The following is an 18602-nucleotide window of genomic DNA, read 5'->3' on the forward strand; positions in this document are numbered from 1 at the left end:
CACACAGATTACTGAAACTGACATAGTATAAACCGTTACTGCTATGTTAGAGGAGGAATGAGTGTGAACTCACATGAAAAAGCAATTTTTGATTGGGCAAAAGAAGTAAAAAACATTTGGAATCAATATGGTTCTAACATTGAATCGACTGTTAGTTATGACAAGATTAAGCCATTTACAACCTCATTAGTCACACTACTTAATGAATGTGAACAGTCAAATGAACAGCGTGCACATAAAGATGTTGATTTAGATGAGCTTGCGCTGGATGTGTATCAGCAGTGGTCGGAATTAGTACCAAATCGTTTAGAGGCTAACAAAGTCAACCTTGACCCTGTCCCGATTGGAGGACACAAACTGCCCCCATTGCCTTATTCTTATAATTCATTAGAGCCATATATTCTAGGAGAGATCATGAGACTCCATCATGAGAAACACCACCAAAGCTATGTAGATGGACTAAACAAAGCGGAAAAAGAGATGGAAAGATCCAGAAAGAAAGGCGATTTCGATCTAATTAAACATTGGGAGCGAGAGGCTGCTTTTCATGGAGCAGGACATTATCTTCATACCATTTTTTGGAATGTTATGAGTCCACGTGGTGGAGGTCAGCCAAGTGGGGAGTTAGCTTCACAAATAAATCGCGACTTTGGGAGCTTCAAGAAATTTAAGGAACACTTCTCAAAAGCAGCAGAAGCAGTCGAGGGAGTCGGATGGGCATTATTAGTCTGGTCTCCTCGAGCTCATCGTCTCGAAATTTTACAGGCAGAAAAACATCAAAACTTAACTCAGCAAGATGTCATTCCCCTTCTCGTATTAGATGTGTGGGAACATGCTTATTACCTTCAATATAAAAATGAGCGAAAAAAATACATTGATAATTGGTGGAATGTTGTCCATTGGCCTGAGGTACAAAAACGCTATCTTGAATCACGTGAGCTAAAATGGAAGACCTATAAATAAAAGTGAAGGGGGTGACCCCTTCACTTATTTTAGTAGTTGTATAAAAAAGTCTTTTAATGCTTCCATCCGTTCATCTTCTAACTCATGGTCACTTCCTGAAACGATCATGGAAGTGATGGTATCATTTTTATGAAGGCCACCATGTTCACCACCTTCATTATGAACAGGTGCTCCTTCTGATTTAAGTGTATAGCCCGGTTTAGCTGTGACGATCATTGTTTCTGAATGACTGTTTAAGGCTTCAAATAATTGATGAAATATATCTGGATAATCGTTATACGTAATCAATTGATTTGATTCATCTAGTTGGATGTCTGCAATCTGCTCATTTCCTTCTAGTGTCCAAGTTTGTTCATATCGATCTGACCAGTTGCCACCTTCCTCGATGCGTAAGTAACCTTCTGTGCCAACTTGATATAGAACAAGTTCTCCTTCGTCAAGCCAAGCAAGATGATCGATTCGTTTATCTTGATTTAATTTGCTTGCTACATCAAAGAACTGAATATCAGGAGTGATTGTATACAAATACGCTGAACGATGATTATTTGCAATTACAATGTCTCCACTACTTGGTTCATCCATTAACGGAGCAACGTGAAATGGATCAAGCAATGGTTCTAATTCAATGGCTACTTCTTCTTTTTTTTCTTTCAGCTGATCTTGGCCATGGTCTCCCATAATGACGAAGATGTTTTCTTCAAGAGCCTCGTCCCAACTATCGTAAGCGTTTAGAATGTTTTGCAAATACCCATCCGTTTTGGCAAAATATTCAGGGCTAACAGGTCCATTAAAATGCGCATCTTTATCATAGTCAGGAAAAAAAACCATTAAAAAATCAGGTTGCTCATTTTCTTTTATTAATTTGGCTGTAACTTCAGAAGAATAGGAATCGTTCAGTCCGAATTTTTGATAGATGCTGTCATCCAAGCTTTCTCCTTGTATTTTCTTTGGTTTCACTGCTTGACCAAAGGCAAGTAAATCAGGCCCTTTTGTTTTCATTTTATCCGGTAAATGCAACAAAGTCTTCATGTAACCGGGAACAGTAATCGGATGAGATTTCTCTCCGCGGTATACAAGTAAATTGATCGAACCACTTGTTTTTTTATTTCTTTTTTAACTTCCTCATAAATAGTGTCAACTTGAGGAGATAAATGATTTGTGTTTAAATGTACGAGTGTATTCATTAATGTATCATTAATGCCTAATTTCCAGTACTTTGATAATGTAGAACCGTAATCAACAATAACGTCTCCATCCGGATCATACCAAACCAAACCTGGGACTTGGTGCTCACCTACAGATGATCCTGTCATTAATGTACTTTCAATAGCAACGGACATAGATGGAAAAGGTGCTACGATATCATGATACACTTGTCCTCGATCAGCTAAATATGATAAGGCAGGAAGAGAGTTGTTTTCCATCCCAGCATTTAGAACAGCTTCAGTCATTGAATCAATGACGACAACGATGACATTTTTATCTTGAGAGTCTTCAGTTGATTGAATTAAAGAAGCACCCTCGGGACGTTCTTGTTGACACCCTAGTAACATACAAGCAAGAAGGGTGTATAAGATGATTTTTTTCATGTTTTCACCACCTACGTCTAGTATGTTTGAATTTCAAACCCTTTTCCTTTTTGCCAATCAGCAAAGAAAACTGCTGAAGGACCAGCGATACCTCGTTCTAACAATTCATCTGTTAACCAGCTTTTTTGCTTATTTAACTTCATTAATCCTTCCTCAATTATCTCTCCATCAAGAATAAGTAAAACAGGAAGATAAACAGTCTTCTCAGGAACATGTAACTCATGATTAACTGGGTGATCAACCGCGTGTTTCCGCATTACGTTCACAGCTCCATTTGTTTCAAGAATTCCATACTCAACTTCACGGACAGAAAAAACACCTTTATCACGTAAGAGGTGTAATAGTTGATCCAAATCTAATTTGTTCTTTTTTAATTCCTCGTATTGAATTTTCCCTTGAGATATGATGACGGAAGGTGTTCCTTCTAACCAAGGTCGAGATTTTCTCATTTTTTGAGTGATCATTTCGATTGTATAAATTAACGATCCCCATATGAAAACGGCATAGAGAACGTATTGAAGTCCAATATCTTTATCATAAATGGCATTTCCCACTAATTCTCCTAAAACAAGCGCAGAAATAAAATCAAAAGGTGTAAGTTGAGTAATTTGGTTTTTTCCGAGCACTTTCGTCATGACTAGTAGAGCAAAAAAACCGACAAATAGTTCTAACGTCAAGGAAACGAAGTTCGTATTCACACTGCTACCCCTTTGTTCGTGATCACATTATCACTTAGTGTAAACGAACAAAGGGATTTTTATGAAAAGGAATTTAATTGTGTTAACCACTGATCAAATTGTTGAACAAGCATTTTGGAGGAATGGTGAAGAAAACCGAGTTCTGTCTCTACTTCTTCTGGTTTGCCACGGAAGACCGTTTTAATCTTCCCGTCTTTTGTGAGCCAATGTGTTTGTAAATAGTCTTGATAAGCTGTCCAAAACTTGTGAAGAATGATTGCTTCCTCTGCGGAACAAACAGCAGAAAGTTCACTTGAAGAGAGGTTATGGTGGCGAGGAGTATGTTCAATTGCACTTGCATGGATAACGGATTGTTGTTTAGCTACAGCTTCCCGCACTTCATATGTAAGAAGCAGCACATGTGCTCTTTTTTCTTCTAATAACTTCTTTTCGAAATATTGATGGGAAGCACTTGAATGTGCCGTGAATTGTTCGATTTTCTGATTTAACTGGTTCATGTCTTTTGTTAATTTTAGTTGATTTCGTAAGATGAAGCATAATAAAAGAAAAGTGATGAAAAACAGAATAATAAAATAAAACATGCAATTGCCTCCTGACTTAATAAATACAGTGTAGCACAAAAATAATTGTCTCCTTTACATAAATTTGTTTGTCATATCCCTTGAGGAAAATCCTATGCTAAACGTTGAAGGGAATTCTCTTCAGTTAGTTGACACGAATCTTAGGAGGAAATAAAACATGACAGTAGCAGTTAAATTTAAACAAACTTTAGCAGGATTAAAAAGTGCCCAGGCAAGCCTTGAAACATTTGCGTTAGATACGGAAAATCAACAAGCAAAACAACTTTTTCAACAAGCTGCGCAACAAACACAAACGGTTATTGATGGGTTAGAGCCTCGCTTTCAACAAATTATAGAAGAAGAACCTCAATATAAGCAATAAAGGAAGCACTGACAAAAATTACTTCTCATAGATGAACGGTAATTAACTTAATCTAACAGTAATATCTCAGGAGGAGCTCTTCATACAGTAGCTTACTAAATATATGCTGTTAAGGTGAAGAAGTATCAGACCAGACTATTGTAGATGGAGTAAGCCAAGACTCCTACAAAAACTATGAGTAAGACAAAAACGTCATACTGTCTCAAGTAAGCCCTACTAATCGTAGGTTCTTACTTGAGACAGTTCCTATCTACATAGAAAAGGGGAGACTTAAAAATGAGAATGACAAAAGCAGGTATTTTCTTTTTATGTATCATACTAACTGGGTGTCAGAACTTAACGGGTGCCACACCAGACGTAAAACCAATGACTTTGTCATCCAATGCAGTTGTTGAACAAGATCAAGCCGATGAAGCCAAGGAAATTGTTTTATCAATGGAAGAAGTTGTTGAGATAAAAGGTGTATCCAATAATGATAATCGTATTTATCTAGCTCCTAGGGTCAAACATTTTGATCGCTTTCGTTTAAAAGAAATTCGAAAATCTGGTTATGATTCCGTAAAAAAACGTTTTCCAGAAGCAACCGTATTTTTATCAACCGACCAGAAAATCTATATGGAATTAGAAAAGTTAGAGACTGAGCTAAAAAACCAAACCATTAGTGAAGAACGTCTAAATAAACGATTAACCAAACTAGAAGAAATGATGAGAGGCTAAAAGGGGTGAAACATTTATGTCATCTAGCAAACAAAAAAATTTGACACCAGCTCAAAAAAAATACCAACAATTAGAAAAGAAACATGAAATAAAAAGACCAGTTGTGAAAAATTGCTTTAAAGCTTTTTTAGTGGGTGGGTTTATTTGTTTAATTGGACAAGGTCTTCATGTGTTTTATTATACTTTTTTTGATTTTACGCAACGAACAGCTGGGGATCCTACTGTAGCAACATTAATTTTTATTGCAGTTTTGCTTACGGGCTTTGGGGTTTATGATCATTTTGGGCAATTTGCTGGCGCTGGAACAGCTGTACCGTAACGGGATTTGCCAATTCGGTTGCATCGGCGGCCATTGAACATCGAACGGAAGGATATGTTTTAGGGGTTGGGGGAAATATTTTTAAACTTGCTGGTTCAGTCATTGTATTTGGTACAGTAGCCGCCTTCATTATTGCGCTTATTAAAACGATTCTCATCAATTGGGGAGGGTTGTAAGATGTTACAAGGTCACCAAACGTGGAAGTTTGAAAACAAACCGGTTATTGTATCGACAGGAACTGTCGGTGGTCCGTTTGAAGCAAAAGGGCAATTAACGGAAGACTTCGATTTACTTCATGATGATTTATGGATGGGGCAAGATTCATATGAAAAAGCTCAAAAAGTCTTAATTGAAGAATCAATTTCTAAAGCGATTGAAAAAGCAGAACTTCGTAACGAGGATATACAATTTATGTTTGCGGGAGATCTGATTAATCAAATTACTCCTTCTAGTTTTGCTGGGCGAACACTAGCTATTCCCTATTTAGGGTTGTTTGGTGCTTGCTCGACTTCGATGGAAGGGTTAGCGTTAGCATCATTCATTGTAAATGCGAAAGGAGCTGAGCGTATTATTGCTGCATCATCCAGCCACAATGCAGCGACAGAAAAGCAGTTCAGATATCCAACTGAATATGGAGGACAAAAACCACCAACTGCTCAATGGACGGTTACTGCAGCAGGAGCAGCATTAGTATGTAACGAAGGTGATGGACCAGTAGTAACATCAGCGACAATTGGAAAGGTCATTGATATGGGTTTATCTGATCCGTTTAATATGGGTGGAGCCATGGCACCAGCGGCAGCTGATACCATTGTTTCTCACTTCAGAGATTTAGATTTACCCGCCGATCACTATGATTTGGTTGTAACAGGAGACCTGGCGAAAATTGGGTTACCAACAGCAAAAGATTTAATAGAACAAAAAGGGTTAGTGTTACCTGAAGGAACGTTTCAGGATTGTGGCTTGATGATATATAAGGACAATCAGCCGGTTTTAGCCGGTGCAAGCGGGGCAGGATGTTCTGCGTCTGTCACTTACGGTCATCTATTAAATCGAATAAAAAAAGGGGAATTGAAACGAATACTAGTTGTGGCAACGGGAGCATTGTTATCACCAATGTCTTTTCAACAAAAAGAAACAATTCCATGTATTGCTCATGCCGTTTCTATTGAGGCTGGAGGTGAATCCCTTTGATTTTTATTAGTGCTTTTGTTGTAGGTGGACTTATTTGCGTCATTGGTCAAATTTTAATGGACGTTTTTAAACTTACCCCTGCGCATACGATGAGTACGCTAGTTGTTTCGGGGGCTGTTCTAGACGGAATTGGTTTATATGAACCCTTGATTGATTTTGCAGGTGCTGGAGCTACGGTCCCTATTACAAGTTTTGGTAACGCACTCGTACATGGTGCGATGGCTGAAGCTGAGCAAAGTGGAATCATTGGCGTATTAACAGGAATTTTTGAAGTAACAAGTGCGGGGATCTCAGCGGCAATTATTTTTGGTTTTCTCGCTTCACTTGTATTTAAATCAAAAGGATAAGGAGATAGAATCATGACTGTTGGCAGCAAAATACAAGGTTTACTTACCTCACTTCAATCAATCGATGCAACTTTAACATCTCTAGCTCTAAAAACGAAGGAACCGAAAGCACGTGAAGCTTTTCACCAAGGAGCTCTAAAAACGAGGACGGTTATTCAAGAAATTCAGAAAAGAAAAGGTCAAATTGAGTTTGAAGAACCGACATATCAACAAACGTAGAAGGGAGGATCTATCATGATGGGATGGGTTGAGGTTGCCTTAAGAAGTTTTGTTGGTTTTATTATTCTCATTGCAATCGCGAGAGTCTATGTTAGGAAACCAATTGGGGAAACCTCACACTTAGAGTTTGGATTAATCGCTACAGTTGCCATTATATTAGGTGTGGGTTCCATTCAACTTGCCGTTCCTCCAGCTTATTTACTTGTTGCAATCGTTATATGGGCTGGTGGTGCCATTGGAATTTCTCTATTTAGCTTAAATAATGCCTCTTTTCGCGCCGCTATTTATGGAAAAGGAATTCCAATTATGAAAGATGGGAAAATACTCGAGGATAACATGAAAAAACAGCATATAACTACTGATGAGTTGTTACGAAAGCTAAGAGGAAAGCAAGTGTTCCAAGTAGCGGATGTAGAATTTGCTGTGCTTGAAGGCAATGGAGAGCTGAACGTATTGCTAAAAAAAGAACAGCAACCGATTACGGCTAAAATGCTTGATCATCAAGTAGCACCAGCAAAGGAACCAGAGACCGTCATTATGGATGGGAAGGTACTGAATGAACCATTAGCAACTAGAGGACTAAATCAAGAATGGTTAAAATCGGAACTAGAAAAAATGAATGCAACGGTGGAGAATGTATTTATGGCTCAAATTGATGAATATGGCCAATTAACCATTGATCTTTTCAATGATGTAATGCAAGTTCCCCAACCTACTGAGCTTCCGATGCTTGAAGCAAACTTAAAAAGTGTAATTGCAGAGTTGGAATCATTTGCATTAGATACAGAAAATCCCCAAGCAAAACAGAGTTATAAATGGTGTGCAGAGCAAATGACCCATGTACATGACAATGTTGCTCCTTTTACAAAAGGATCGTAAATTAATGTTGAATTCTTTGATGTTTTTCATCTTTATAAGTAAAAGCAAGATGAAGCTTGCCCTCTTCATCCATTGTACAAAGAAAAATATTCTCAATACGAATGACCCCTTCGTTGTGCAAACGCTCGCGAAGGGTTTCGCTTGTTAACTGTACTTCTTTTAAAATTTCCTCTTGAATGACGCCCTCAATAATAACGGGATAGGACATTCCGCTACCTTTCTTTGTTAGCCCTAAGTCTTCTAGTGATGGACTTGATTTTTCAGGTAATTTTTGCACTGTTAGTTCGCCGTTTGCTTCAATGACAGCCAACCTTACTTCATTTATATCAAAGATATTTTTTTGGCGCAGCATTTGAAGGATATTATCAACAGTAAATTGAATCGTTTGCAGATTATCGACTAACATTTTTCCATCTTTTATGACCACAAGCGGTTCGAACGTAATTAGTTTTCCGAATTTACGTTTTTTAAAGGAAAATGTGGCCAGTAACTTTTGTAAAAAAGCAATAGCGACAATGGCAAAAGCCGTATGTATATGACTAACAGAAGGGTCTGCTAAATCGGCTCCAGTCACATTGGCTAATATAGCAATGATCAAAAAATCAAAGACAGGCATCTGTCCAATTGACCGTTTTCCCATGTATAAAGTCATTAAAAGTAAAAGCGGCAAGATAGTAACGATTCGGCCCAGAACACTGAGTAGATCAAGTAACATGATAAGCTCTTCCTCCTCTTCCTCATTGCCATTATTCTCCTATTTTTAATAAGATAAACTGTCATATCATTGGTTGTCCTGCATAGACTTGGCTAATAAGAGAAGAAAAAAGACAGGCGCATAACGTGTGTGCATCAGGAGTTTACATTAATGAGACAGGACGGGGATCGAAAATGAGAAAAAAACTTGCACTTATTTTTATTGCCTTATTATTAATGGGTTCGGGAATTCCGCTTCAAGCAAAAGCGGAGCAACGGAATTTTTCTGTCTCGGCTCAAGCCGCTGTCCTTATTGAGCAGGAGTCAGGACGTGTACTATATGGAAAAAATGAGCATGAGCCATTACGAATTGCAAGCATAACGAAAATCATGACGGCCATTTTAGCAATTGAATCAGGAAAAATGGATGAAATGGTCAAGGTTTCGACAAATGCAGAAGGAACAGAAGGTTCATCTATTTACTTACGCGCAGGAGAAAAAATCCCATTAAAGGATTTAGTATATGGTCTCATGCTAAGAAGTGGTAATGATTCAGCTGTTGCCATTGCTGAACATGTCGGAGGGAGTTTAGATGGTTTTATTTATATGATGAACGAAAAAGCTGAGCAAATTGGAATGGTCAATACGATGTTTCAAAACCCACATGGTCTTGATGATCATGAGGATCATTTCTCTAGTGCACATGATATGGCTCTTCTAACACAACATGCAATGGATAATGAGATGTATCGTGAAATTGCTTCAACAAAAAGCTATCGCTCTGATGGAGAACAAATACGAGTATGGCAGAATAAAAATCGATTGTTAACAGAGCTTTATGAATATTCGACTGGTGGAAAGACAGGTTATACCAAACGGGCAAAGAGGACGTTGGTTTCAACAGCCACTAAAGACGACGAACACTTAATTGCCGTAACATTAAACGCGCCAAGTGATTGGCATGATCATATGAATCTATTTAATTGGGCATTTGATACATTTGATTTGGAAGTTCTTATTGAAGAAGGATTGCTTGATAACATTGATGACGAATTTTACAAGAATCATGTGTATACACCGTATTCGTTTGAGTACCCTCTTTCACCATCTGAGCAAGAGTCCTTATCAAGCAAGGTAACATTATATCAGCCACCTTCTAAAGAGGAACGGGATGGATACATTCCGCCACAACCGGTTGGCAAAGTAGAGTTTTTTATTGGTAATGATGAAATAGGGCGAGTGCCACTTTTATATGACCCTCCAGAAGTGGAAGAGAAGACAGGATTCTGGACGCGTTTTCTTGACTTTTTTTCCTTTACTATAGGGGTGAGAACAAGTGATTAACAAAATATGGGTCGCGATGCTTGTAATTGGTATTGCCTTTGGAGCTGCTAATGGTCGGATGGAAGAAGTAAATGAAGCGATATTTGCTGGAGCTAAGGATGCAGTTACGATCTGTTTAGGATTAATTAGCATCCTTGTTTTTTGGCTCGGTTTAATGAGGATCGCTCAAGAAGGAGGACTGTTAAAAGCACTTGCCAAGATCATGCGACCAATTGCAACAAGAATATTTCCTGAAGTTCCACCAAATCATCCTGCAATGGGCTATATTTTATCCAATATGACAGCTAATTTGTTTGGATTAGGGAATGCAGCTACGCCGATGGGTATCAAGGCGATGCAACAATTAAAAGATTTAAATGGTGGACGAGATTCGGCAAGTCGCTCGATGATTACCCTACTTGCTATCAATACAGCAAGCATTACATTAATTCCAACAACCGTAATTTCCATTAGAATGAGTTACGGTTCTGTTTCTCCAACTGAAATTGTCGGAACAACTCTTATTGCTACCACTTGTTCAACAATTGGAGCTTTGATGATCGATCGGTATTTTTACTTTAGACGGGTAAGGAAGGGGCGTGCTTAGATGGAATGGATCACAGTCATTTCGATTTGGTTTATTCCTGTCTTAATCGCGTTTGTCCTTATGTATGGAACGTACAAGCAGGTACCCACATATGAAACGTTTGTTGAGGGAGCCAAAGAAGGGTTTGGAATGGCGATTTCTATTATTCCATATTTAGTTGGAATGCTGGTCGCCATTTCAGTTTTTCGTGCCTCTGGGGCAATGGATTTTATTATTGAGTTGATGAAGCCAGCACTACAAGCAATTGGCGTTCCATCTGAAATCGTTCCACTTGCTATGATTCGTCCTATCTCAGGAACAGGCGCGTTAGGTATGACATCGGACTTAATTGCAACGTATGGTCCGGATTCCTTTATCGGGCGCTTAGCTTCAACGATGCAAGGAAGTACAGATACAACATTTTATGTATTAACCGTTTATTTTGGGGCTGTCGGAATTAAAAAAATGGGAGATGCATTAAAGGTAGGGTTACTTGCGGATGTCGTAGGGGTTATTGCTTCGATTATTATTGTTACTTATGTGTTTGGAGCGTATTAAAGACAGGGTTCAATGTAAATTGAAACAAAAAAGTAGAACGTCATATAGCACTGTGAATTGCCGTAATAGGAGTCGTTACTCTTATTACGGCTTTTTTGTATCAATGATATTACGCCCTTTTTATGAATGGTAAGAGAAAAATATCAAACACTATTATTGTTATGTCAGTCCCTAATACATATCTTTTGTGTATAAGAATTCTAAATACAAGGAATTTAGAATCGGGGCTTTCATTCTATTTGAAATGAGGGAAGAAGAATGAATGATAAGCCTCCTTATAAAACATTACTTGTTACACTTTTTATCTGGGTTACCATTGCAGGAGTCATTGGATTGACCATAGGCTCGACAACAGCTTTGCTATTACATACAAACGATTTTCTAGGTTTAACTCGAAAAGAGAATAGTTGGCTAATTTTTCTTCTTCCGTTAGCTGGTATGGCAATTGGCTTTTTGTACATGCAAGCCGGAGAAAAATCAGGGAATGAACTGTATAAAGGAAATAACTTGGTCATAGAAGGAGTACAAGGCAAGAAAACCATGATCAGAAGGTTAGGACCATTGGTATATGTGGGGACATTTTTAACTGTATTATTCGGTGGATCAACAGGAAGAGAAGGAGCGGCGATCCAAATGGGAGGGAGTGTTGCCGAGACCGTTATACGTTTCTGTAAAATAAACGCAGTAGATACCAAACTATTATTAATGAGTGGAATTAGTGCTGGGTTCGGAACAGCATTTGGTGCACCTATTGCAGGTGCAGTCTTTGGAATGGAAATGACAGCGCTGGGGAAATTGAAATATGAAGCCATTGTTCCATGCCTTGTTTCAAGTATTGTTGGTCATTACACAGCTGAAAAACTGTGGGGAGTGAAACATGAATCATTTATAATCGAAACGGTTCCGACTATGTCTTTCCTTACGGTTTCAAAAGTTATTCTGCTAGCCATTTTGTTTAGCTTTCTAAGTGTTCTTTATTGTCAGGTAAGACATGGAATACAAAAGTATTCAGAAAAAATCACAAAGAAAAACCATGTTTTAAGAGCTTTTGCTGGGGGAATGATCATTGTAGCTTTAACGATGATCATTGGAACGGTACAGTATAACGGTCGAGGGATAGAGATGTTGGAACAAGCCTTTCATGAAGAGGTACCAGCCTTTGCTTTTCTGTTTAAACTTGTTTTTACAGCCGTCACACTTGGAACCGGTTTTGTTGGGGGAGAAGCTATACCTTTATTTTTTATGGGAGCAACATTAGGTAATAGTTTATATGGATTTGTTGATCTGCCGCTATCATTTCTTGCAGCGTTAGGTATGATTGCAACGTTCGTAGGAGGGGCAAATACGCCAATTGCAGCTTTTTTATTAGCAATTGAGATGTTTGACGGAAAAGCGATTGAGTTTTTCTTTTTAGCTTGCGTAACAAGTTATATTTTTTCAGGTCATCATGGATTGTGGCCGTCTCAAACGATTTATGAACCAAAAAGCAGATTATATAAAATTCCAACAGGAAAAACGGTTGCGAGTATTGAAAAGAAGAAGGAAGAATAGAAACTCTGTAAAAAAGGTTGTAAGGGGGTGTATTTGCCTCTCTTAATGCTGCCTTTATTTGTCTATTAAACTACTATAAAGTGAGTAGCACATTTTTAAGGAGGAGATCGCATTATGAATCATTGGAGTTTATTTATTAATGGTGAATGGATATCTGAAGGTGAAAAGATTGAAGTAATCAATCCATCGACAAGAGAAATTGTCGGTACCGTACCGAAAGCAGGATCGAAAGAAGCAGAGCAAGCTGTCAATTCAGCTTATGAAGCTTTTCCGGCATGGTCAAGTCTTACTGCGGGTGAACGCAGTGAATTTATTATGAAGTGGCATGATCTAATTAATGAACATAAAGAAGAAATTGCTAGATTGATGACGGCTGAACAAGGGAAACCCTTGAAAGAAGCAATGGGAGAAGTCGCATATGCGAACAGCTTTCTTTCATGGTACGCTGAAGAAGGGAAACGCATCTATGGAGAAATGATTCCGGCTTCTGTTCCTAACAAACGACTTTTTGTTCAAAAACAAGCAGTTGGCGTTATTGCAGCTATAACTCCATGGAATTTTCCAGCTGCTATGATCACAAGAAAAATAGCTCCAGCTTTGGCAGCTGGTTGTACAGCGGTCATTAAACCAGCTGAACAGACACCATTAACGGCATTCATGTTAGCCAAACTAGCTGAGGAAGCGGGTTTTCCTCCAGGTATTATCAATGTCGTGACAGGAGATCCAAAAGAAATCGGAGAAGCATGGATGAGGGATGAACGGGTCACAAAAGTGACGTTCACAGGTTCGACAGAGGTTGGGAAGTTGCTCATGAAACAAGCGGCCGATACAGTGAAAAAACTTTCACTTGAACTTGGTGGACATGCCCCGTTTATTGTGATGAATGATGCGAATCTTGATCTAGCTGTAGAGGGAGCGATTGCTTCAAAGTTTCGAAATGCTGGTCAAACGTGCGTGTGTGCGAATAGAATTTATGTTCATGAAGATATTAAGGAAGACTTTTTACATACATTTAGTGAGAAAGTGAAAGCGTTAGCTGTTGGAGACGGATTAAAAGATGGATCAGATATAGGACCATTAATTAATGAGCAAGCGATTTTAAAAGTGAAAGCACAAGTTCAGGATGCACAAGAAAAAGGAGCAAACGTGTTAACAGGTGGGAAAGAAGTTTCAGGTTTGTTCTATGAACCTACTGTTATTGCGGATGCAACAGACGACATGCTTTGTATGAAGGAGGAAACGTTTGGACCTGTTGCCCCTGTAGCAACGTTTAAGACAATGGAAGAAGTAATAGGACGAGCAAATCATTCACGTTATGGATTAGCTGCCTATGTGTATACACAAAATTTATCTCAAGCGATTAAGATGAGTGAAGCTTTACAATATGGCATTGTAGGTGTGAATGGTGCATTACCTGCTGTTGCTCAAGCGCCTTTTGGAGGGTTCAAAGAAAGTGGATTAGGTAGAGAAGGTGGGCATCATGGAATTGAAGAGTTTTTAGAGACGAAGTATATTTCTATGGGCATATAAGCATAATTGGATATAGGAAAAGAACGCTTAGGATGAACAACAGTATCCTTAGCGTTTTTTCAGTTATGAAAGAAAATCTCTTTCGCTTGAGAATTCACAACTGGAAGAGTATGATGGTACATGAGGTGAAGAGATGGAACGGTTACAGAAAGTAATAGCCCAAGCGGGAATAACATCACGACGTAAGGCAGAGCAGTTAATTGTAGAAGGTAAAGTGAAAGTGAATGGAAAGGTTGTTCGCGAGCTCGGAGTAAAAGTCACTCCAAATCGAGACGAAATTGAGGTAGAAGGTGTCCCGATTGACCGAGAAGAACCAGTTTACTACCTTTTGTACAAGCCAAGCGGTGTCATTTCAAGCGTCAAAGATGAAAAAGGTAGAAAAACAGTTACAGATTTTCTAGAAGTCGAGCAAAGAGTCTTTCCAGTTGGTCGACTTGACTACGATACATCTGGACTCATTTTATTAACAAATGATGGTGATTTTGCAAATCAACTTATGCATCCTAAATTTAAAATAGAAAAAGTGTATGTGGCAAAAGTAAAAGGAATCCCATCAAGAGAAAAATTAAAACAACTTCAAAATGGCATTATGCTTGAAGATGGAAAAACAGCCCCGGCAAAAGTAAAAGTTATGTCGATCGATAAGAAAAAGCAAACGGCGATTATTCGCTTAACGATCCATGAAGGACGTAATCGACAAGTGCGTAGAATGTTTGATGCGATCGACCATCCAGTTATGAAATTAAAGAGAGAACAATATAGTTTCCTACATCTAAGAGGGATGAACCCTGGTGATGTGCGCCCGTTAAAACCGATAGAGGTAAAACACTTAAGAGAATTAGCTGTCACGAAACCGTCATAAAGCACCTATAGTAGGTATCGTTTCTAACGTTATAATAGAGGAAAATAAGTCAGGGGCTTTTGTGTTGTAAAGGGGGAGCTGTTGTTGAAACAAAAACGTTTAATGATGAGGACAAGTATTCTAGCAATTATCGCAATCGCACTTGCTTACACTTTATATTCTAACTTTATAGCAGATCGGAGTGTAGCAAAAGCCGGTGATTTGTCTATTAATTTTGTCTTGAATGACCTAGAAGGAGAGCGGATAGAATTAGAGGATTACAAAGGAAAAGGCGTATTCTTAAATTTTTGGGGAACGTATTGCCCTCCATGTGTAAAAGAAATGCCGATTATGGAAGAGCTTTACGCTGAATATAAAGACCAAGGTGTAGAAATTATTGCTGTCAATGCAAGTGAACCGAAGTTGACTGTTGAACGTTTTGTTGATCGTCTTGGTTTAACGTTTCCGATTGTCATTGATCAAGGTAATAATGTGATTGATGCTTACGGAATTCGTCCATTGCCAACAACCATCTTAGTTGATGAACATGGGGTCATTGTTCGTGTATTTACTGGTGGTATGACAGAGCAGATGATTCGTGATTTCATGGAAGAGATAAAGCCCGGGACATAATTGAGGTGTGGGGAAATGAGTAAATTAACGTGTGAATGTGGCCACGACAATCCACGTGGAACAATTGTTTGTGAATCATGTGGAAAGCCACTTGGAAGCAATGAAAATGAAGAAAAATTGCTAGATATGAAATATGAAGGGGTTGCAAGAAGGTCACAAACATACACAACTACCTTTATTGATAAAGTATGGATGTTCTTCTCATCTGTAAAAGTAGGAATTTGGATTATTATTGTTACATTACTTGCCTCTGCAATAGGGACCATTTACCCGCAAGAAATGTATATTCCACCTACTGTTAGAGCGGTCGATTATTATGCCGATGAATATGGATTGTTCGGTCAAATTTATTATCAATTGGGATTGCATAATATGTATAGCTCGTGGTGGTACATGCTTTTAATTGCGAGCTTAGGAATTTCAATTTTAATTGCTAGTATTGATCGATTCTTTCCATTATATCGAGCACTAAAAAACCAACGTGTCACGCGCCATGCGAACTTCTTGAGAAGGCAACGTGTTTATGGAACATCTGAAGTAGATAACATTGATGAAGCCTTTGAGAGCGTGAAAGTAAAATTAAAAGAAAAAAAATACAACATTTCAGAAGAAAATGGAAATATCGTAGCGGAAAAAGGTCGGTTTGCACGTTGGGGTCCTTATGTTAATCATATTGGGTTGATTGTCTTTTTAATTGGCTGTATGCTCCGTTATTTTCCTGGAATGTATGTTGATGAACATATGTGGATACGTGAGGGTGAAACAACTGTTGTACCAAGCACAGGAGGTCAATACCATATTGGTAATGAAGAATTTCTTGTTGAGCTATATGACGAGGATGATGAAGTGTTTGGAGAAGCAATGCAGCGAGCTGGAGGTCCAATTGTTAAAACGTACCAAACTAATGCTGTTTTATATGAGAGAGAGAATACAGGAGCAGTTGGTAGTGAAGGGGAATTAATCGAAGTTGACCGAAAGAAAATCCGTGTAAACGATCCAATGAAGTTTGACTCTTATGCTCTTTATCAAGTTGACTATAAGCTTCATGAATTAAATAAGATGAGCTTTACGTTAGAAAATAAAGAAACAGGAGAAACGTTTGGTCGGATTGATATTGATCTGTTTAATCCTGATGCTGTTTATGATTTAGGTGAAGGATACAGAATTGAAATTAGAGAGTATTTTCCTGATTTTGTTATGTCTAGTTCGAATGTTCCCTCTACACGCTCTCAAATCCCTGATAATCCAGTGTTTATATTTGATATGTATACACCGGAGACACCAGAAGGGGAAGTGAGTTTTGTCGGCATTCAAACAAATTTAGAGCCCATGGGCGAAAATGATTATAAGATGACGTTTGTTGATGTAGAGACAAAACACGTCTCTGCGTTAATTGTTAGAAAAGATTATACGTTACCATTCTTAATTATTGGTGGAATTATTTTTATGATTGGATTGGTGCAAGGTTCTTATTGGGCACATAGACGAATTTGGTTCCAACGAATTGATGGAAAAGTTTGGATAGCTGGCCATACAAATAAAAATTATTTAGCACTTCGAAAAGATATTGACCACGTCATTGAGGAGACGTCCATATCTTCTCCAATTGATCAGGTAGAGGAAGAAGAAAAAGAATAATATATTGATTTAGTAAGGTTCTAAAAGGGTGAGGAATAAGAAACATTCCAGCCCTTTTTAAGAGGAGGATACAAAAATGGCTGCACTTAGCTCAAATTTACTACTTTATGCCTTTTTCGTTTACTTGCTAGCAACGATTGCATTTACTGTTTCGATTACAGGTAAAAAGTGGCGTGATAAACAAGGAGATATGACGGGGAACAGATGGGGATTTTTTGGTTTCTTGTTATCCATAGTAGGGTCATTATTATCAATTGGTTATTTTGTCACAAGGTGGATCCATGCGGGACATGCACCAGTTAGTAATATGTTTGAATATATGACGTTCTTAGGTATTGCAATTGGGTTTGCGTTCATTATTATTTATGCCATTTACCGGTCGAATTATTTAGGATTATTTTCTATGCCGATTGTTATGTTAATTATTGCATATGGCTCTATGTTTCCAGGTGAAGTAGCACCGCTTATTCCGGCTCTACAAAGCATTTGGTTGAAAATTCATGTCATTACAACAGCTATTGGGCAAGGAATTCTCGCGATCGGATTTGTTGCAGGTCTTATTTATTTAATTCGAACAATCGATTTTACAAAGACTAATAAGCAGACGCGAGCTTTGGAATTTGTATTGTATTCCATTTTAAGTTTAGTCGGCTTTATCTTAATGGGATCCATTTTCAATGCAATGAATTACGAAGCGAATTTTTCCTACGTCAATGAAAATGGTTTCGATGCGGAAATGACTTATACGCTTCCGCCATTAGTTGGACCAAATGAAGGTGTTCTTTTAACAGATGAAGTAATGTCACCTTTTGTTCAAGCTCCAGCTATAATAGTAGCAAATGACTTAAATACGGTTATTTGGTCTCTATTTTCAGGTCTCATCCTTTATTGGGTTTTAAGATTAATACTACGCAAGAGAATTGGCGCAGCTATTCAACCCATATTAAAAGGAGTTAGCCCTCAGGCTGTTGATGAAGTAAGTTATCGTGCCATAGCAATTGGCTTCCCCATTTTCACACTTGGTGGGTTGATCTTTGCCATGATCTGGGCACAAATAGCTTGGACTCGGTTCTGGGGTTGGGATCCAAAAGAAGTATGGGCATTGATCACATTTTTATTTTACGCAGCTTATTTGCATTTGCGTTTATCAAAAGGATGGCATGGTGCAAAATCTGCTTGGTTATGTGTAATTGGGTTTGCCATTATTATGTTTAATTTAGTTTTTGTTAACTTAGTTATTGCAGGTTTACATTCGTATGCACTATAAGTTTGGAACAATGTGAAGGACAATTTTGGATTGTTGGACTTCATTTCAATTACAGGGGTTGTCCCAAAAAGTCAAAACGGACCTTTTGGGACAACCTCTTCTATTAAATGCAAAG

21 protein-coding genes and 1 pseudogene are annotated in these 18602 nt (G+C 38.2%); 17 read left to right on the forward strand and 5 right to left on the reverse strand.

Features of this window, described 5'->3' with window-relative positions:
• The first annotated feature begins 57 nt into the window (after nt 1-57).
• The gene (locus tag JCM9140_RS07245; protein WP_034744377.1) at nt 58-963 is read left to right on the forward strand and encodes a superoxide dismutase; all 906 of its coding nucleotides are present in this window, start codon (nt 58-60) and stop codon (nt 961-963) included.
• A 24-nt stretch (nt 964-987) separates the two neighbouring features.
• Here JCM9140_RS07245 and JCM9140_RS07250 read toward each other — a convergent pair whose 3' ends face one another.
• The 4 genes from JCM9140_RS07250 to JCM9140_RS07265 are packed head-to-tail and all read right to left on the reverse strand — an operon-like array spanning nt 988 to nt 3831.
• Nucleotides 988-1980: an alkaline phosphatase family protein gene (locus tag JCM9140_RS07250; protein WP_162232188.1), complete on the reverse strand. Its 993-nt coding sequence runs from the start codon at nt 1978-1980 to the stop codon at nt 988-990.
• An 8-nt stretch (nt 1981-1988) separates the two neighbouring features.
• Complete coding sequence (locus JCM9140_RS07255; RefSeq protein WP_034744381.1) at nt 1989-2552, reverse strand: alkaline phosphatase family protein; 564 nt, start codon at nt 2550-2552, stop codon at nt 1989-1991.
• Nucleotides 2553-2569: 17 nt separating this feature from the next.
• Nucleotides 2570-3250, reverse strand: a complete 681-nt coding sequence (locus tag JCM9140_RS07260) for a DUF421 domain-containing protein (RefSeq protein WP_034744383.1) — start codon at nt 3248-3250, stop codon at nt 2570-2572.
• Nucleotides 3251-3309: 59 nt separating this feature from the next.
• A complete protein-coding gene (locus JCM9140_RS07265) occupies nt 3310-3831 on the reverse strand; it encodes a hypothetical protein (RefSeq protein WP_034744385.1) in 522 nt (173 codons plus the stop codon).
• Between the two features lie 157 nt (nt 3832-3988).
• On the opposite strand from JCM9140_RS07265, the gene JCM9140_RS07270 reads away from it, so the two are divergent.
• From JCM9140_RS07270 to JCM9140_RS07300, 7 genes and pseudogenes are all read left to right on the forward strand, one after another.
• Entirely contained in the window at nt 3989-4192 is a 204-nt protein-coding gene (locus JCM9140_RS07270) for a DUF1657 domain-containing protein (RefSeq protein WP_034744387.1), read from the forward strand.
• A 276-nt stretch (nt 4193-4468) separates the two neighbouring features.
• The gene (locus tag JCM9140_RS07275) at nt 4469-4909 is read left to right on the forward strand and encodes a hypothetical protein (RefSeq protein WP_081727608.1); all 441 of its coding nucleotides are present in this window, start codon (nt 4469-4471) and stop codon (nt 4907-4909) included.
• A gap of 16 nt (nt 4910-4925) precedes the next feature.
• Nucleotides 4926-5404, forward strand: a pseudogene (gene spoVAC / locus JCM9140_RS07280) (stage V sporulation protein AC).
• A gap of 1 nt (nt 5405) precedes the next feature.
• Complete coding sequence (gene spoVAD, locus JCM9140_RS07285) at nt 5406-6422, forward strand: stage V sporulation protein AD (RefSeq protein WP_034744389.1); 1017 nt, start codon at nt 5406-5408, stop codon at nt 6420-6422.
• Complete coding sequence (gene spoVAE, locus JCM9140_RS07290; protein WP_034744391.1) at nt 6419-6769, forward strand: stage V sporulation protein AE; 351 nt, start codon at nt 6419-6421, stop codon at nt 6767-6769. The genes spoVAD and spoVAE overlap by 4 nt, the downstream gene beginning before the upstream one ends.
• 12 nt (nt 6770-6781) lie before the next feature.
• The gene (locus tag JCM9140_RS07295) at nt 6782-6988 is read left to right on the forward strand and encodes a DUF1657 domain-containing protein (RefSeq protein WP_034744393.1); all 207 of its coding nucleotides are present in this window, start codon (nt 6782-6784) and stop codon (nt 6986-6988) included.
• A gap of 15 nt (nt 6989-7003) precedes the next feature.
• Nucleotides 7004-7867: a DUF421 domain-containing protein gene (locus tag JCM9140_RS07300; protein ID WP_034744394.1), complete on the forward strand. Its 864-nt coding sequence runs from the start codon at nt 7004-7006 to the stop codon at nt 7865-7867.
• Nucleotide 7868: 1 nt separating this feature from the next.
• Here the strand turns inward: JCM9140_RS07300 and JCM9140_RS07305 are convergent, their stop codons facing one another.
• A complete protein-coding gene (locus JCM9140_RS07305; RefSeq protein ID WP_034744396.1) occupies nt 7869-8582 on the reverse strand; it encodes a DUF421 domain-containing protein in 714 nt (237 codons plus the stop codon).
• A 173-nt stretch (nt 8583-8755) separates the two neighbouring features.
• On the opposite strand from JCM9140_RS07305, the gene JCM9140_RS07310 reads away from it, so the two are divergent.
• The 9 genes from JCM9140_RS07310 to ccsB all read left to right on the forward strand — a co-directional run bounded on the left by JCM9140_RS07310 (nt 8756) and on the right by ccsB (nt 18487).
• Nucleotides 8756-9904 (forward strand): D-alanyl-D-alanine carboxypeptidase family protein, encoded by a 1149-nt coding sequence (locus tag JCM9140_RS07310; protein WP_034744398.1) that lies wholly within the window; start codon nt 8756-8758, stop codon nt 9902-9904.
• On the forward strand, nt 9897-10490 hold the full coding sequence (locus JCM9140_RS07315; RefSeq protein WP_034744400.1) for a nucleoside recognition domain-containing protein: 594 nt from the start codon (nt 9897-9899) through the stop codon (nt 10488-10490). Before JCM9140_RS07310 ends, JCM9140_RS07315 begins: the two co-directional genes overlap by 8 nt.
• The gene (locus JCM9140_RS07320) at nt 10491-11027 is read left to right on the forward strand and encodes a spore maturation protein (protein WP_034744402.1); all 537 of its coding nucleotides are present in this window, start codon (nt 10491-10493) and stop codon (nt 11025-11027) included.
• A 258-nt stretch (nt 11028-11285) separates the two neighbouring features.
• Entirely contained in the window at nt 11286-12578 is a 1293-nt protein-coding gene (locus JCM9140_RS07325; protein ID WP_034744403.1) for a chloride channel protein, read from the forward strand.
• A 114-nt stretch (nt 12579-12692) separates the two neighbouring features.
• The gene (locus JCM9140_RS07330) at nt 12693-14108 is read left to right on the forward strand and encodes an NAD-dependent succinate-semialdehyde dehydrogenase (protein WP_034744404.1); all 1416 of its coding nucleotides are present in this window, start codon (nt 12693-12695) and stop codon (nt 14106-14108) included.
• Between the two features lie 133 nt (nt 14109-14241).
• Nucleotides 14242-14970: a pseudouridine synthase gene (locus JCM9140_RS07335; protein ID WP_034744406.1), complete on the forward strand. Its 729-nt coding sequence runs from the start codon at nt 14242-14244 to the stop codon at nt 14968-14970.
• A gap of 84 nt (nt 14971-15054) precedes the next feature.
• Entirely contained in the window at nt 15055-15582 is a 528-nt protein-coding gene (gene resA / locus JCM9140_RS07340; protein WP_034744408.1) for a thiol-disulfide oxidoreductase ResA, read from the forward strand.
• A 15-nt stretch (nt 15583-15597) separates the two neighbouring features.
• A complete protein-coding gene (resB, locus tag JCM9140_RS07345; protein ID WP_034744409.1) occupies nt 15598-17220 on the forward strand; it encodes a cytochrome c biogenesis protein ResB in 1623 nt (540 codons plus the stop codon).
• A 76-nt stretch (nt 17221-17296) separates the two neighbouring features.
• On the forward strand, nt 17297-18487 hold the full coding sequence (gene ccsB / locus JCM9140_RS07350; RefSeq protein WP_034744410.1) for a c-type cytochrome biogenesis protein CcsB: 1191 nt from the start codon (nt 17297-17299) through the stop codon (nt 18485-18487).
• Nucleotides 18488-18602: the final 115 nt, after the last annotated feature.

It is taken from the genome of Halalkalibacter wakoensis JCM 9140 (assembly GCF_000513095.1).
GTDB classification, from domain to species: Bacteria; Bacillota; Bacilli; order Bacillales; family Bacillaceae_D; genus Halalkalibacter; species Halalkalibacter wakoensis.